General features: G+C 46.7%; 14 protein-coding genes and 2 tRNA genes. 14 read left to right on the top strand and 2 right to left on the bottom strand.

All coding sequences use genetic code 11. From position 1 onward, the window contains the following. The first annotated feature begins 30 nt into the window (after positions 1-30). The 8 genes from ccmA to SPL68_RS08065 all read left to right on the top strand — a co-directional run bounded on the left by ccmA (position 31) and on the right by SPL68_RS08065 (position 5,709). Complete coding sequence (gene ccmA / locus SPL68_RS08030; RefSeq protein ID WP_323814574.1) at positions 31-729, top strand: cytochrome c biogenesis heme-transporting ATPase CcmA; 699 nt, start codon at positions 31-33, stop codon at positions 727-729. Further along, a complete protein-coding gene (ccmB, locus tag SPL68_RS08035) occupies positions 722-1,420 on the top strand; it encodes a heme exporter protein CcmB (protein ID WP_323814575.1) in 699 nt (232 codons plus the stop codon). Before ccmA ends, ccmB begins: the two co-directional genes overlap by 8 nt. A gap of 48 nt (positions 1,421-1,468) precedes the next feature. Next, the gene (locus SPL68_RS08040; RefSeq protein WP_323814576.1) at positions 1,469-2,221 is read left to right on the top strand and encodes a heme ABC transporter permease; all 753 of its coding nucleotides are present in this window, start codon (positions 1,469-1,471) and stop codon (positions 2,219-2,221) included. A gap of 2 nt (positions 2,222-2,223) precedes the next feature. Next, complete coding sequence (gene ccmD / locus SPL68_RS08045; protein WP_323814577.1) at positions 2,224-2,427, top strand: heme exporter protein CcmD; 204 nt, start codon at positions 2,224-2,226, stop codon at positions 2,425-2,427. Positions 2,428-2,460: 33 nt separating this feature from the next. Next, positions 2,461-2,925: a cytochrome c maturation protein CcmE gene (gene ccmE, locus SPL68_RS08050; RefSeq protein WP_323814578.1), complete on the top strand. Its 465-nt coding sequence runs from the start codon at positions 2,461-2,463 to the stop codon at positions 2,923-2,925. Positions 2,926-2,935: 10 nt separating this feature from the next. Continuing rightward, the gene (locus tag SPL68_RS08055) at positions 2,936-4,918 is read left to right on the top strand and encodes a heme lyase CcmF/NrfE family subunit (RefSeq protein ID WP_416377421.1); all 1,983 of its coding nucleotides are present in this window, start codon (positions 2,936-2,938) and stop codon (positions 4,916-4,918) included. Then, positions 4,911-5,456, top strand: coding sequence for a DsbE family thiol:disulfide interchange protein (locus SPL68_RS08060; RefSeq protein WP_323814580.1), 546 nt, complete (start codon positions 4,911-4,913; stop codon positions 5,454-5,456). The genes SPL68_RS08055 and SPL68_RS08060 overlap by 8 nt, the downstream gene beginning before the upstream one ends. A 106-nt stretch (positions 5,457-5,562) precedes the next feature. Beyond that, a complete protein-coding gene (locus tag SPL68_RS08065; protein ID WP_323814581.1) occupies positions 5,563-5,709 on the top strand; it encodes a hypothetical protein in 147 nt (48 codons plus the stop codon). 91 nt (positions 5,710-5,800) lie between these two features. Here SPL68_RS08065 and SPL68_RS08070 read toward each other — a convergent pair. Together SPL68_RS08070 and SPL68_RS08075 are read right to left on the bottom strand one after the other, a co-directional pair. Beyond that, positions 5,801-5,877 (bottom strand) — tRNA-Asp (locus SPL68_RS08070). Between the two features lie 38 nt (positions 5,878-5,915). Next, positions 5,916-5,991 (bottom strand) — tRNA-Val (locus SPL68_RS08075). A gap of 226 nt (positions 5,992-6,217) precedes the next feature. Between SPL68_RS08075 and SPL68_RS08080 the strand changes: the two genes are divergently transcribed. From SPL68_RS08080 to SPL68_RS08105, 6 genes are all read left to right on the top strand, one after another. Further along, a complete protein-coding gene (locus SPL68_RS08080; RefSeq protein WP_323814582.1) occupies positions 6,218-6,748 on the top strand; it encodes a cytochrome c-type biogenesis protein in 531 nt (176 codons plus the stop codon). Continuing rightward, entirely contained in the window at positions 6,748-8,043 is a 1,296-nt protein-coding gene (gene ccmI, locus SPL68_RS08085; protein WP_323814583.1) for a c-type cytochrome biogenesis protein CcmI, read from the top strand. The genes SPL68_RS08080 and ccmI overlap by 1 nt, the downstream gene beginning before the upstream one ends. A 284-nt stretch (positions 8,044-8,327) precedes the next feature. Further along, positions 8,328-11,837, top strand: coding sequence for a chromosome segregation protein SMC (gene smc, locus SPL68_RS08090; RefSeq protein ID WP_323814584.1), 3,510 nt, complete (start codon positions 8,328-8,330; stop codon positions 11,835-11,837). A gap of 28 nt (positions 11,838-11,865) precedes the next feature. Next, the gene (gene zipA, locus SPL68_RS08095; protein ID WP_323814585.1) at positions 11,866-13,107 is read left to right on the top strand and encodes a cell division protein ZipA; all 1,242 of its coding nucleotides are present in this window, start codon (positions 11,866-11,868) and stop codon (positions 13,105-13,107) included. A gap of 103 nt (positions 13,108-13,210) precedes the next feature. Continuing rightward, positions 13,211-15,265, top strand: coding sequence for an NAD-dependent DNA ligase LigA (ligA, locus tag SPL68_RS08100; RefSeq protein WP_323814586.1), 2,055 nt, complete (start codon positions 13,211-13,213; stop codon positions 15,263-15,265). Continuing rightward, on the top strand, positions 15,266-15,877 hold the full coding sequence (locus SPL68_RS08105) for a transglycosylase SLT domain-containing protein (RefSeq protein ID WP_323814587.1): 612 nt from the start codon (positions 15,266-15,268) through the stop codon (positions 15,875-15,877). It begins immediately after the preceding gene. Positions 15,878-15,912 lie beyond the last annotated feature (35 nt).

Below are 15,912 nucleotides of genomic sequence, written 5' to 3' on the forward strand. Positions count from 1 at the left end.
GAACCCCATTCACGCAAGGCAAGTATACGCATGACAGATTTGGTAAATGAAGCGGCAACTCCGCTGCTTGAACTACGCAATCTTGCATGCGAGAGGGATGATCGCCTGTTGTTTTCGGGGCTGGATTTACAGGTGCACGCTGGCGATGTGATTCAGATTGGCGGCCCCAATGGCGCCGGCAAAACCACTTTGCTGCGCGCGATTGCTGGCATTAGCACCGATTTTCACGGCCAAATTTTCTACACGGGTCAGCCGTTATCGGAAGCGGCTTGGGATTTTGCTGGCGATAGTCTTTATCTCGGCCATTTGCCGGGCATCAAAAAAGCCTTAACTCCTGCCGAAAATCTGGAGTGGTACAAAGCGCAAAGTGGGGTGGCTATCGCCATCAATGATGCATTAGCTGCAGTCGGGCTCTATGGTTATGAGGATACGCCTTGCTATCAGCTTTCAGCTGGGCAGTTGCGCAGGGTTGCCTTAGCCAGATTGCATTTGAGTCGGGCGCGCATTTGGATTTTGGATGAGCCTTTTACCGCTATCGATAAAGTGGGCGTAAGCCAATTAGAGGCGCTGATTGCGCAGCATTGCGCCAAGGGCGGTGCGGCGATTCTTACCTCTCATCAGGATTTAACCTTGCCACAGCTGCGTGTGGTTGATTTACAGGCGTATCAACCTGCGAGCGATGACTATCTTGGCAGCGGTGTGCGCAGCGAGGAGTCTTATCATGGTTGATAAGGTGCCTGTCATCAGTCTTTGGGGAGGTTTTGTAGCCAGTTTTCGCCGCGATCTGTTGGTGGCTGCGCGGCACAAGGCAGAGTTGACTAATCCGCTGGTGTTTTTTTTGATCGCCGTTACCTTGATTCCGCTTGGTGTTAGCCCGGAAAAATCCGTGTTGATGCTGCTGGCGCCGGGAATTGTTTGGGTGATGGCGCTGCTCGCGACTCTGTTGTCTTTAGATGGTCTGTTTCGCAGTGATTATGAAGACGGATCTTTGGAGCAAATGCTGATTAGCCCTCAGTCGCTGTATTTCACAGTGATGGCCAAGGTATTGGTGCATTGGTTGGTGTCTGGCCTGCCGGTAACGCTATTGGCACCTGTGCTGGGGTTGATGCTGAGCTTGCCATTTGAAGGCTATGTTCCTTTGTTGATTTCATTGGCATTGGGCACTGCATCCATGAGTTTGATTGGCGCAGTAGGGGCAGCGTTAACAGTTTCGTTACGCAAGGGCGGTTTGTTGTTGTCGTTGATTGTGATGCCCTTGTATATTCCTGTGCTGATTTTCGGCGCAAGTGCCGTGCAGACATCGGTACAGGGCGGAGCTATAGGAATGCAATTGGCAGTATTGGGGGCATTTCTCGCGCTAGCGATAGTGCTTGCCCCCATCGCAGCACTGGGTGCCTTGCGCATCAGCACCAATGGATAACTAAGAATAACGAGCAGTAATTACGACTTTAGAGATAGGGCCTCAGATATGGCATGGCAATGGTTTCATCGTTTAGGTTCCCCGCGCTGGTTTTATGAAAAAACCACACCTTGGCTGCCGTGGTTAGCAGCATTCAGTATCGCTTTGATCCTCACTGGCGCTGTATGGGGTTTGGCCTTTGCGCCCGCGGACTACAAGCAGGGCAATAGCTATCGCATTATTTATATCCATGTACCTGCCGCTTTTTTGGCCTTGGCTGGCTATTACATCATGGCGATTTCTGGCGCTATCGGGCTTATCTGGAAAATGAAGTTGCCATTTATGGTAATGAAGTCGGCCGCACCGATTGGTGCACTTTTAACCTTTGTGTCGCTCATCACTGGCTCCATCTGGGGTAAGCCGACTTGGGGAACCTGGTGGGAGTGGGATGCGCGCATCACCTCTATGCTGATTTTGTTCTTCTTATATTTAGGCATGATCGCGCTGCAGCAGGCGTTTCAACATCGCGATACTGCCGATAAAGCAAGTGCTGTGCTGGCGTTGGTCGGGATGGTGAATATCCCGATCATCTATAAGTCTGTGGATTGGTGGAATACGCTTCACCAGCCAGCGACCATCAAATTTACCAGCAAATCGACTATCGACCCCTCCATGCTTTACCCGTTATTGATAATGGTGATTGGTTTTTACTGCTTCTACGCGTTGGTGCTATTGCTCAATACGCGTGTTGAAGTACTGCGCCGTGAAAGTCGCACACAATGGGTGAATGAATTGGTCGGTGTCTTGGGTAAGAAGGGGTAAATATGAAATTCCAATTTGAATCAATCGCCGATTTTATCGCGATGAATGGTCATGGCCCGTTTGTTTGGGCGTCTTATGCAATCACCTTTGTGGTTCTGGTCTTTCTGCTGGTTAGCCCATTAATGCAGAAAAAAGCGTTTATCAAGCAACAATTAAAACTACAAAAATTAGCACAAACCAATTCTGCAGCTCGTGCTGCTGAATAATTAATCCGTATTAGCCGTTAGAGAATGTAAGTCATGCATCCGGTTCGTAAACAGCGCTTAATGATTGTGATTTTTATCGTGGTGTTTTCCAGTATTGCCGTTGGCCTTATGGTTTATGCATTGCGGGAGAACATCAATTTGTTTTATCCGCCAAGCAAAATTGCTGCAGGTGATGTACCGCACAATACGCGTATCCGCGCTGGTGGCTGCGTTAAACCTGGCAGTGTGCAGCGTTCTGATCAATCCCTTGAAATTCATTTTTTAATTACCGATGGTATTGCTGATGTAAAAGTGAATTTCAACGGCATACTTCCCGATTTATTCGCTGAAGGCGAAGCGGCGGTCATCAATGGGATAGTTACTGAATCTGGCGAGATCAATGCCAGCGAAGTTTTGGCCAAGCACGATGAAAATTACACGCCGCCTGAAGTTGCCGAGGCAATGAAAGGTAAGGGTGAGCATCAAGCTACCTGCGAGGGCATGAAATATGGTGCTTGATCTGATTCAGCTGGCGCCAGAGCTAGGGCAGTTTTCACTTATTTTGGCCATGTGTTTGAGTGTGGCCTTGTTTGTGTTGCCATTGGTTGGCGCGCACTACGGCAGCAATCTGTTAATGCAATCCGGTCGCTCACTGGCTACCGGATTTTTTGTATTTGTCGCTTTTGCATTTGCTTGTCTCGTGTACTCCTTTGTTCACGATGACTTCTCAGTCAAATATGTTGCCTCAAACTCCAATTCACTTTTGCCTTGGTATTACAAAGTCAGTGCGGTTTGGGGCGGGCATGAAGGCTCTTTGTTGTTGTGGATTTTAATGCTTGCCGGCTGGACATTTGCAGTCGTGCTGTTTAGTCGTTCATTGCCGCTGGATATGCAGGCACGTGTGTTGTCCATCATGGGTTTTGTCGCTGTTGGCTTTTTATCTTTTATTTTATTTACCTCAAATCCATTTGATCGCCTTCTTCCAATTCCGCCGCAAGATGGCAGCGATTTGAATCCACTTTTACAAGACATAGGTTTGATCATTCACCCTCCGGTTTTGTATATGGGCTATGTGGGCTTTAGCGTGGTGTTTGCATTTGCAATTGCTGCACTGCTGACCGGGCGATTGGATAGTGCATGGGCGCGTTGGTCACGCCCTTGGGCAACATTGGCGTGGGGCTTTTTGTCCGTTGGTATCGCATTGGGCAGTTGGTGGGCTTATTACGAGTTGGGTTGGGGCGGCTGGTGGTTTTGGGATCCGGTAGAAAATGCGTCTTTCCTGCCTTGGTTGATTGGCACCGCCTTAATCCATTCACTTGCAGTTACAGAAAAGCGCAGCTTATTTAAAAGCTGGACCTTGCTGTTGGCGATTTTTACCTTTTCTTTAAGCCTTTTAGGGACCTTCTTGGTGCGCTCCGGTGTTCTTACTTCGGTTCACGCATTTGCGAATGATCCTGAGCGCGGTGTATTTATTCTCGCTTTCTTTTTTATCGTTGTAGGGGCGTCATTAACCCTTTTCGCGTTGCGCGCTCCAGTGGTAAAGGGGGAGACAGGTTTTAATCTGTTTTCACGCGAAACATTGCTGCTGGCGAACAATATTTTGCTCACCATTATCATGGTGATGGTGCTGATTGGGACGCTGTATCCGTTGATCGCTGATGCGCTCAGCTTGGGTAAAATTTCAGTCGGCCCACCATATTTCAATCTGTTCTTTTTGCCGTTGATGGGGTTGCTATGTTTGCTGATGGCATTTGGCCCTTTATCAAACTGGAAAAAAACGTCAGGTCTGCAATTCATTCGGCTCCTGTGGAAGCCTTGGGCGATTAGCTTGGCTATCGGCTTGGTTTTCCCGCTGGTCTATCGCGATAAGTATGAAATTCTTGCCGCACTTACTGTCTTTATTGCGAGCTGGGTAATCACTGCATTGATTGCCGATGTGTTTTATCGCCTGCGTAACAGCGATTCGTTTATTTCGGGTTTCAAAAAATTAAGTCTAAGTTACTACGCTATGGTGATTGCGCATGCCGGTATCGCGGTGACAGTCGTAGGAGTTGGTCTAACCAGTATTTACACCGAGCAGCGCGATGTGCGCATGGAAGTAGGGCAGAAGGTTACAGTTGTTGAGTATGATTTTATTTTAAATAAACTCTCGCATATTGACGGCCCTAACTACTCTGCGGAAGAAGCGCTGATCACGGTGATGAAAGACGGCAAATTTTTGCGTGAAATGAAACCGCAAAAACGCCGCTATTTAGCGAGTGGCAGCACAATGACGGAAGTTGCCTTGGATGTTGGTTTGTTCCGCGATCTTTATGTTGCAATGGGTGAGCCATTAACTGAAACGGCTTGGGCGATGCGTGTTCATCTCAAACCTTTTGTTCGTTGGATTTGGTTAGGTGCATTAATGATGGCCTTTGGTGCTGTTCTGGCAGTGGCCGATAAGCGCTATCGTAAATCAGTCAAAACAGTGTCAGAGGTAAATGCTTCAGTGGGAAAACTCGTTAATGAATAAGCAGCGTTTATTTCTATTTATACCGCTCATTATTTTTATTGTGTTGGGTGTGTTGTTCTGGCGTGGGTTGTCACTAAATCCAAACGACATGCCTTCTGCGTTATTGAATAAACCTGTGCCGGCCTTTGAGTTGCCAGTATTGCCTGCTCCAGAAAATCCATCTGGATTGGCGACCGCGACTCATGAAATGCTTAAGGGTAAAGTGAGCCTGTTAAACGTCTGGGCAACCTGGTGTGTTACTTGTCGCCAAGAGCATGAGTTTCTCAATAAACTCAAGCAACAGGGCGTGGTGATCTATGGCATCAACTACAAAGACAATAATGAAGATGCCCAGCGCTGGCTGGCGGAATTGCATAACCCTTATGTATACAGTGTGACTGATAATGACGGCCGCTTAGGCTTGGACTTGGGTGTATTTGGTGCACCCGAAACCTATCTTATCGATAAAGAGGGTGTTATTCGCTACAAGCATATTGGTGATGTAAACGAGGAAAATTGGAACTCTGCTATCAAGCCAATATTCGACAGTTTGAAATAGCCATTGAGCTGAATTCGATGGGGTGCAAGGGGATTTGATCCATATCAAATCCCCTTTTTTGTTTTTGCGTAGACTGAAGTTAGTCAATGTGAAGGCGGAGGTAAATATGTACTTGGATTCAGTCGTGGCACTAGGTTTGGTAATTATTGTGCTGTGTTGCGTAATGATTACTTATGTTGGGATTTATGCGTACAAGCACATCAAGGCAGATATTGCGTCTCATCCTGATGAGGCACGCAATAAAATGGCGTGATGTTTAATTAATAATGTGAATATAGCGTGAGTTATAAAACTCGCAGGCATAAAAAAAGCCCCTGATGTGGGGCTTTTTTCATTTCAAATAGTGGCGGACCGGACGGGGCTCGAACCCGCGACCTCCGGCGTGACAGGCCGGCATTCTAACCAACTGAACTACCGGTCCGCGGCAGTCAAAAACCAAAATTACCTTATGAGTAAAAGTGGTGGGCGGTACAAGACTCGAACTTGTGACCCATGCCTTGTAAGGGCATTGCTCTACCAACTGAGCTAACCGCCCAAGATCATTCACCTTTCGGTGATCACCTTGTTGGTGGCGCGTATTCTAATCATGTAAAACTTTCGGTCAACCTTTTTTTTACGGTTTTTTAAAAAAACTGTAAAAAAGTCAAAAAGTGATTGCAAAACAAACACTTGTGATTGTTTTTTGGGCTTGTTTGCAAGCCTTAGCGCTGCTGCCTGTGAGTTGTTATACTCGCGCAAATTTTTTATTTGGGGTTGCAAGCATGTTGATGTGCGCACGCTTAATGAAGGTCTGCTTGAGTATTGGCCTGCTATTAATTTCGTTTTCCAGTTTTTCTGCGATTGAAGTGCATGAGTTTGATAATGAGGTTGATCGAAAACGCTATCAAACCTTTATTGATGAGATGCGCTGCCCAAAATGCCAAAACCAGAATCTAGCCGGCACCAATTCACCAATCGCAGTGGATTTACGCCGCGAGCTGGATGCGATGATCAAAGATGGGAAGTCAGATAAAGAGATCATTGATTTTATGGTGGCGCGCTACGGCGAATATATTCTGTACCGCCCGCGCTTATCGCCCGCCACGATTCTTTTGTGGGGGGCACCAGTTTTCTTGCTGATTATCGGTGTGGTTATGTTGCTGCTGATTGTGCGCAAGCGGAGGTGGGTAAATGTGATGATGAGCTCCGGGCTTTCGCAAGAAGAAAAAAATCGCCTGGATAATTTATTAAATCGTTCAAAGCAGAATGATGCTGAAGTTGTTGGTGCAACAACTCGACAGGAGAAAAACTAATGGTGTCCTTGTGGGTTGGTGTGGCAATTCTGTGTGCCTTGGCGTTAGGTTTTATTTTTTGGCCGCTGTTGAGTGGCGGGCGTGTAGCTGCCCAGCAGCCAAGCAATAACATATCTGATGAATCAATTTCAGATCGACTGGCAGAAAATGTTCGGTTGTTTCGCGAGCATATGGCGGAGCTGGAGGCGCAGTTGGCTTCTGGTCGCATCGAGCAGGCCCAATTCGAGCAGCTGAAGCTGGAGCAGGAGCGAGCCTTGCTTGATGATGAGGCAGATATACGCGCTGCGCAGAAAAGTCGATCTATAAGTGCAGGGTTTAAAACTCTGGGCGTTGTGTCGATTTTGGTAGTTGTTGTGAGCTGGGGCTTATATGAAAAGCTCGGTAGTAGCGCAGATGTGGAGATCCGTTTGGCGCAAGCGGTGAAACAGGAGCTTGATAATGCGGACTATCTTGCCGGGCGCAATCCTGATCCTGTAAGGGCTCGTGAAATGGTGGAGTTGATCGAGGCTCGCCTCGTTGATGAGCCAGAACAGCTGCAATATTGGTTTTTCCTCGCGCGTATGCGCATGGATCTGAATGATTTTCCTCAGGCGGTAGTTGCCTATCAGCAAGTGTTGCAGCGCGATAACAGTTCAACCATGGTGATGGCAGAGCTGGCGCAGGCCATGTTCCTGCGCGATGGCAATACCATGAGTCCACCGATTACCGATTTGGTTAATAAAGTTCTTGCAGCTGAGCCGGATAACACAATGGCATTGGGGCTTGCCGGTATAGATGCATTTGGTAAAAAGGATTACTTGAATGCCATTAAGCACTGGGAGCACGCAGTTAAGTTGACTGGGCGAGAGTTGCCCGGCAGCCAAGCGTTGGTGGCTGGCATTGAGCGTGCTGCAACTTTGTATTTTGCGGAAGGCGGAACCGAGGAATCACTGGCTGCGGCTCGCTCAGGGCGACAATTGAGTATTAATGTCAGCTTGGCTGATGGTGTTGATGCTCGGCCAGATCAGATTGTTTTTGTTTATGCGCGTATTTGGCTGGGTGCCAAAATGCCCTTGGCTATCACTCGGTTTCCTGTTTCTGAATTACCTAAAACTGTGCTGTTAACTGAGGCAATGGCGATGACTCCTGAGATGAGCTTGGGCTCAGTTGATGCTGTTGAAGTAGTTGCTCGCATTTCTCAGGACGGTACTGCGGCTGCAAAGGAGGGTGATTGGCAGGGGAGTTTCGGACCTGTAGATATGAAAGCTATACCTGCTGATCTCGGCATAAAAATTAACCAAAAAGTGGCGCGGTAGTTTTCTTTGTTGGTTGTAACTGGCTTTTTGCCTAAAAACTAAACAGTTACTTTGGTGTCAGTATTTTTGCTGGTCGCGGCGGGTGTAAAGCATCGCACAAATGTGTAGAATTCCGCCCTTATAGGTTTTTTTGGTGTGGTTTTGATTTTTAATAACAGTCAAAAAAATTAACAAAATCAAATAGCTAGGCAATGTGTGGTTGCCAGCACATTTTTTAGTGGACAGGCGGGTTGGAGTGGGTGCTCAAACCTTATATGCCTGATAAATCGTGAGTGTATGGATCTATGCGGCTAAAGTGCATCAAGCTGGCTGGCTTTAAATCGTTTGTTGATCCAACTACGGTCAACTTTCCCAGCAACCTATGCGCTGTTGTTGGCCCTAATGGCTGCGGTAAGTCGAATATCATTGACGCTGTACGCTGGGTAATGGGGGAGTCTTCCGCCAAAAACCTGCGCGGCGAAAATATGACTGACGTTATTTTTAACGGTTCCAGTGGTCGCAAACCTGTTGGTCAGGCTTCTATCGAGTTGGTTTTCGATAATTCTGACGGCACTCTTCTTGGCGAATATGCCGCCTTCACCGAAATTAGCATCAAGCGCAAAGTGTCTCGTGATGGTGATAACAGTTATTACCTGAATGGCACTAAATGCCGTCGTCGTGACATTACCGATATTTTCCTTGGTACCGGTCTTGGTCCTCGCAGCTATGCGATTATCGAGCAGGGCATGATCTCCAAGCTCATCGAAGCTAAGCCAGAAGACCTTCGTGTTTATATCGAAGAGGCGGCAGGCATTTCCAAATACAAAGAGCGTCGCCGCGATACCGAAAGCCGTATGCGCCGTACTCAGGAAAACCTGGAGCGTTTGACTGATATTCGTGATGAGCTTGAGCGCCAACTTGCACGATTACAGCGTCAGGCTCAGGCCGCAGAAAAATACGCAGAATATAAAAAAGAAGAGCGCTCACTCAAAGCGCAGTTGCAAGCACTTAAATATCAACAGTTGGATTTGCAGGCAAAAGCAAAGCAAGCTGGCATTCGCGATCTTGAATTGCGCATGGAATCCTTTGTTACCGATCAGGTCAACAAAGATACCCAGATTGAAAAATATCGCACCCAATACACTGAACTGGGTGACAAATTCAATGAAATTCAAGGGCGTTATTACGCTATAGGCGCCGAGATTGCACGCCTTGAGCAGAGTATTCAGCATGCGAATGAGCGTGCGCGTCAATTGCAGGTTGATTTGGATCAGACGACCCGCGACAGCAAAGAAGCTGAAGAAAACTTATTAATCGATACCCAAAAAACCGAGGCGTGGGAAGAAGAGTTGCTTGAATTGGAGCCAGAGCTTGAGCTGGTGAAAGCAGCTGAAGAGACCTCCGGTGAATCCTTGATCGATGCTGAAGAGGCTATGCAGCGCTGGCAAAACGATTGGGATAGTTTCAACCAGCGTGCCGCTGAGCCGCGTCAACGTGCCGAAGTTCAGCAATCGCGCATCCAACATTTGGAGCAGGTACAGCAACGTCTGTTGCAACGTATCGAAAAACTGCGTGAAGAAAAGGCTAATTTGCAAGATGGTTCAGATGATGAAGCCATTAATGAATTGACAGAGCAATTGGCTGAGTTGGATTTAGTTGCTGATGAAAAACGTCTGCAATTGGATGCGTTTGTTGAGCAACTTGATTCTACCCGTAACGACAATAATCGTTGGGTGAATGAGTTAGACCAAGCACGTAGTCAGTTGCAAAAAATGCGCGGTCGTCACGCTTCGCTCGAAGCATTGCAACAAGCAGCATTGGGCGAAAAAAATAAAGCGGTTACTCAATGGCTTTCACAAAATAACCTTACTGACAATGCCCGTTTGGCTGAGTCTGTGAGTGTAATTGATGGATGGGATAAAGCACTTGAAACCGTGTTGGGTAATGCACTGCAAGCAGTATGTGTCGATCAAGTCGATAGCGTAACCGGGCTGCTTGAAAATCTGACTCAAGGTGAGCTGGTTTTATTTGATATGAATGCGAAATCCGAAATTGCTTCATCATCAAAAGCAACCTTGCTTGCAGCAAAAGTGAATGCCAATTGGGATGTTCAAGGTTTGCTTGCTGGCATTTATTTGGCAGAGGATTTATCTGCTGCATTGGCTTTGCGTAATCAGCTTTCAGTAAATGAATCTGTTATCACCCGTGATGGTATTTGGTTAAGTCCACATTGGGTTCGTGTAACGCGCGATACCGATGCTAGCTCAGGCGTTATTGCTCGCCGTCAGGAGTTGGAAGAGTTAGCGGAAGCAATTGCGACAGCAGAAGAAAATATCGAAACATTGAATGCTCAGCTTGAAGAAGGGCGTGCAGCAATTAAACGTTTGGAGCAAGATCGCGAAGCCCTGCGCCGTCAAGTCGATGAGGAAAATCGTAAGCATGGTGAGCTGCGCTCACAGTTAAGTGCAAAACAAGTTCGCATTGAACAAATGAATATGCGCCGCGAGCGCGCCGATAATGAAATCCGTGAGGCGCGCGAGCAAATGGAACAGGAAGCTGAACATTTGTCGGAAGCGCGTATGATCTTGAGTGAAGCCATCGAGATGATGGAGCAAGATACAGATTTGCGTGAGTCGCTCCTGCAGCAGCGCGATGATATCCGTACGGGTTTGGATACCGCTCGCCAGCGTGCACGTCATGATAAAGATAAAGCGCATGAAATCGCGATGCGTTTCCAATCAGTAAAAACCCAGCTGGATTCTATCCGTTTGGGAATTGGCCGGTTACGGGAGCAGTCATCGCGCTTGCATGAACGTCGTGAGCAATTGTTGGCAAGCATTGCCGATAATCGCGACCCAGTTGAAGAATACAAACTTGAATTGGAAGCATCGCTTTCAAAAAGATTATCTGTTGAATCGTCCTTGACTGAAGCTCGTCGCGCTTTAGAAACGGTTGAGCATGAGCTGCGCAATTCGGAGCAGGCTCGTAACCGTGCAGAGCAGGAAGTTCAAGCTGTGCGTGCTCATTTGGAGCAAGAGCGTTTGGCAGCACAAATGTTTGAAGTGCAACGCGCCGGCATTGTTGAGCAGCTTGAGGAAGAAGAATTAAATCTGGACATTATTTTGGCAGAGATGCCAGAGGGTACAGAGGTCAAACCGCTGGAAGAAGAATTGGAAAGTCTCGCCGGGCGAATTTCTCGCTTGGGGCCAATCAACCTTGCGGCGATTGATGAGTATAAAACTGAATCTGAGCGCAAAAATTATCTCGATACGCAAAATGCCGATTTGATCGAAGCTCTGGAAACGCTGGAAAATGCAATTAAGCGTATCGACCGTGAAACGCGCACGCGCTTCAAAGAAACATTTGATCAAGTGAACAAAAGTTTACAAGAGCTGTTTCCTAAAGTGTTTGGCGGTGGGCATGCTTATCTTGAGCTCACGGGTGAAGAGCTGCTTGATACGGGTATTACCATCATGGCGCGACCGCCAGGAAAACGAAACAGCACCATTCATTTGTTGTCGGGTGGTGAGAAGGCATTAACGGCAATTGCGTTGGTATTTTCAATTTTCCGTTTGAATCCTGCGCCTTTCTGTATGCTGGACGAGGTTGATGCACCATTGGATGATGCCAACGTTGGTCGCTATGCGCGTATGGTTGAAGAAATGTCAGCGCAAGTGCAATTCATTTACATCACACATAATAAAAATGCGATGGAAATGGCACACCAATTGTTAGGCGTTACCATGCATGAGCCGGGCGTTTCTCGTTTGGTTACGGTAGATGTGGATGAAGCTGCAGAATTGGCTGCGGTTTAACATTGAACTATTTATTACGGATTAACTTATGAGTGATTGGAAAGATTGGTTCATCATTATAGGTTTCTTGCTGATTCTATTGGTGCTGGCTGATGGGATCAGACGCAAACGTAATGAGCGCAATGGCAACATTAAAGTGTCACGTTCATTGAAAAAAACATTGAAACAAACTGCGGAAGAATACGAAGAAGACTTGCCAGAAGATCCGCCGAGCTATACCAGCGAGTTACCCAATGGTGGCGCACGTGTTGTGGGGCAGCGCGATCCATCTTTACGTGTCCCGAGTATCGAGAAAAAATCCCAAGCCAAATCTTATTTGGAAAAACAGCGTCGCCATGAATTGGATGAGTCTGTTGTTACATCCCGTTCTCAACGCGAGCCACAGCAGGCAAGTCTGAATTTAGGGCAGGCAGTTCCTATGCTGATGGAATCTGTTGATGACTCAAAATCTCGCGCGCAATCGATCAGTGAACGTATTGAGCCGAGTTTTACTGCCTCCAGAACTGAAGATCTCGATAGCGATTATGATGAGTCATTAGACGATCAATACGATGAGAGAGAATATGAGCGCGATGATCGCTCATACACTCGTGAAGTTGAGGAAGATGAAGAGCTTGATGTTCTTGCCGAAAATCATAGCGACTACGCTGATGATGAATATCAGGCTCAAGAATCTGAAGTCGATGAAGAATACGAAAGCGATGAGTATGACCATGAAGATGGTTATGAAGATGAATACGAAAAAGATGAATATGCAGATGAATTTGATGATGAAGATCATCATGCTTCATCTGCCGCCCCAAAAAACCTTGCTGAAAAACAGCCAGCAGAGCCGGAAGAAGTTTTAATTATCAATGTCATGGCTCATAAGGGTGAAATGTTTAATGGCGGTGAATTGCTCGACATCATTCTGAAGTGCGGTATGCGTTACGGTAGCATGGATATTTTTCATCGCCACAGTGATACCAAAGGCGAGGGCGCATTGCTGTTTAGCATGGCCAATATGGTTAAGCCTGGCACCTTCGACTTAGATGCAATGGACGATTTTGAAACCCCGGGTATTAGTTTGTTTATGACCTTGCCTATCAATGCCGATTCAATGCAATCGTTTGATTTGATGGCGGATACTGCACGCGTTATTGCAGAAACACTGAATGGTGAATTAAAGGATGAGCAGCGCAGTGTGATGACTCGTCAAACTCTTGAACATTGTCGCCAGCGTATTCGCGATTTTGAACGCATGCGTTTATTCCGTCGTCTGCCGCGTTAATCACTGCAAATCTATTTTTTGTCGCACAAGGAGGTGTGAGCAATCTGCAAGCTAAGGCATGAATCGCGCATCGCCCAAGCCGAATCATCAGGTATTTTCATTCATGTCTAACCTCTCTTTATTTGATAATGTTCCCTCTGAAGTTGAGCAAGAAATTGCATCCTTACGCAAGGATATTCAGCATCACAACTATCACTATTATGCGCTTGATGAGCCACAAATTACGGATGCTGAATATGATCGATTGATGCAACGATTGCGTCAGTTGGAGCAGCAGTATCCCGATTTAATTACTTCTGATTCGCCCACTCAGCGTGTTGGTGTAGCACCATTGCCCGCGTTTCAAACCGTTGTACATGAAATGCCAATGCTGTCACTTGATAATGCGTTTAGTGATGAAGAATTAACCTCATTCAATCAGCGAATTTTGGATCGCCTCAAGACCTCGGGCGACATTGAATACGCTTGTGAATTAAAGCTGGATGGCATAGCCGTTAGCCTTCTTTATCGCGATGGTTTGCTTGTGCGTGGAGCTACTCGTGGTGATGGCACTAATGGCGAAGATATTACCCAGAATGTACGCACAATAAATTCCATTCCATTGCGCTTACAGGGTGATAATTATCCTGCTGTGCTTGAGGTGCGTGGTGAAATTTACATGCCCAAGGCTGGCTTCAATGCACTTAATGAAAAAGCACGTGCAGCAGATGAAAAATTATTTGTTAATCCGCGTAATGCTGCTGCAGGTTCCTTGCGGCAGTTGGATTCTCGCATCACTGCGAGTCGCCCGCTTGAGATGTGTGCCTACAGTGTTGGGCTTGTTGAAGGTGGCGTGTTGCCAGAGACTCATAGTGATGTATTACTTGCATTAAAATCTTGGGGATTCTTAACGAATCGCGAAACTAAAAAAGCAAAAAATATTCAGGAAGCTATCAAATTTTATCTGGCGATAGGCGAGAAACGCGATTCGTTAGCATACGACATCGATGGCATAGTATTTAAAGTCAATTCACGCCAACTGCAAGATGAGCTGGGTTTTATTTCACGCGCACCACGCTGGGCAATTGCCTATAAATTTCCCGCTCAAGAAGAATCTACTACTTTGCTGGATGTCGAATTTCAGGTTGGTAGAACCGGCGCAGTTACTCCTGTTGCGCGCCTGAAGCCGGTATTTGTTGGCGGTGTCACTGTCTCCAATGCAACTTTGCATAATCGAGATGAAATTAATCGATTGGGAATCAAAATTGGCGATACAGTCATCGTTCGTCGCGCGGGTGATGTGATTCCGCAGATCGTGCAAGTGATTGAATCCAAGCGTATGCAAGATGCACGGGACATTATTTTCCCTGATACGTGCCCTGTGTGCGGTTCGCCCGTTGAAACTGTTGCAGATGAAGCTGTTGCGCGCTGTTCAGGCGGTTTGGTTTGTGCAGCACAGCGTAAAGAGGCCATTAAACATTTTGCTGCACGCAAAGCGATGAATGTTGAAGGGCTTGGCGATAAATTGGTTGAGCAACTGGTTGATTTGGGGCTGGTAAACACGCTCGCAGATATTTATTCCCTTACCAAAGAGCAGTTGGCGGGGCTTGACCGCATGGGTGAAAAGTCTGCGGAAAATATTTTGCAGGCACTCGAAAATACCAAAAAAACAACTTTGGCTAAATTTATATTTGCATTGGGAATTCGCGAAGTGGGTGAAGCAACAGCGCGAAATTTTGCCAATTACTTCGGTAGTTTTGAGGCGCTTGCGCAAGCGGATTTAGATACATTGCAAAAAGTTCCCGATGTGGGTCCTGTGGTTGCTCATTTTGTTGAAGAGTTTTTTTCGCAAGATTCCAATCAAATTGCAGTGCAAAAACTGCGTGATGCAGGAATCCATTGGGATAATATCGATGTTGTAAGCCCCGAAGAATTGCCACTTGATGGTTTAACTTATGTGTTAACCGGCACCTTGGAATCCTTGTCGCGTGATGATGCCAAAGCACATTTGTTGGCCTTGGGCGCGAAGGTTGCGGGCAGTGTTTCTGCAAAAACTCATTATGTTGTTGCAGGGCCGGGGGCGGGGTCAAAGCTTGCGAAAGCAGAAGGGTTGGGCTTAACCATATTGAATGAAGCAGAGTTGATTGATTTGCTTCGCGAGCATGGGCGACAGATTTAAATGATTGATTCTATTTTTAAGTTGTGTGCATTAGCTGTGTTGCTGGTGATGGCCGGATGTTCCAGTGTGCCGCCTGCCAATCCTAATAATATTTGCGACATTTTTGATGATAAACCCTCATGGTACAAAGACTCCAAAAAAGCGGAGAAACGCTGGGGTTCATCTGTTCCGGTTATGATGTCGATCATGTATCAGGAATCGCAATTCAAGCACAATGCTCGCCCTGCGCGCACCAAAATTTTGTGGATCTTTCCCGGCCCAAGACCTAGCGATGCCTATGGCTATCCGCAAGCAAAAGATGCTGTCTGGAATGAGTATCAGGATCAAAGTGGTAACGGCTGGTCGCGGCGCGATAATTTCGGCGATGCGATTGATTTTATTGGTTGGTATAACAAACAGAGTCAAAAGCGCAGTCGTATAGGTTTGGATGACGGATATAACTTGTATCTGGCATATCACGAAGGACATGGTGGGTACAATCGCGGCACTTATAACAAAAAAAATTGGCTGCTAAATACTGCGCGCCGTGTTGATAGTCGTGCGCTGCAATATCAAGCGCAACTACAGCGATGTGAGGAGCGCTTTAAAGGCAGTTGGTGGTGGCCATTTTAATTTTTAAAATTATTGTCTGTGGTTAAACAGATGAG

Origin of the sequence: Cellvibrio chitinivorans, assembly GCF_035117775.1 — a bacterium.
Taxonomy (GTDB): Bacteria; Pseudomonadota; Gammaproteobacteria; order Pseudomonadales; family Cellvibrionaceae; genus Cellvibrio; species Cellvibrio chitinivorans.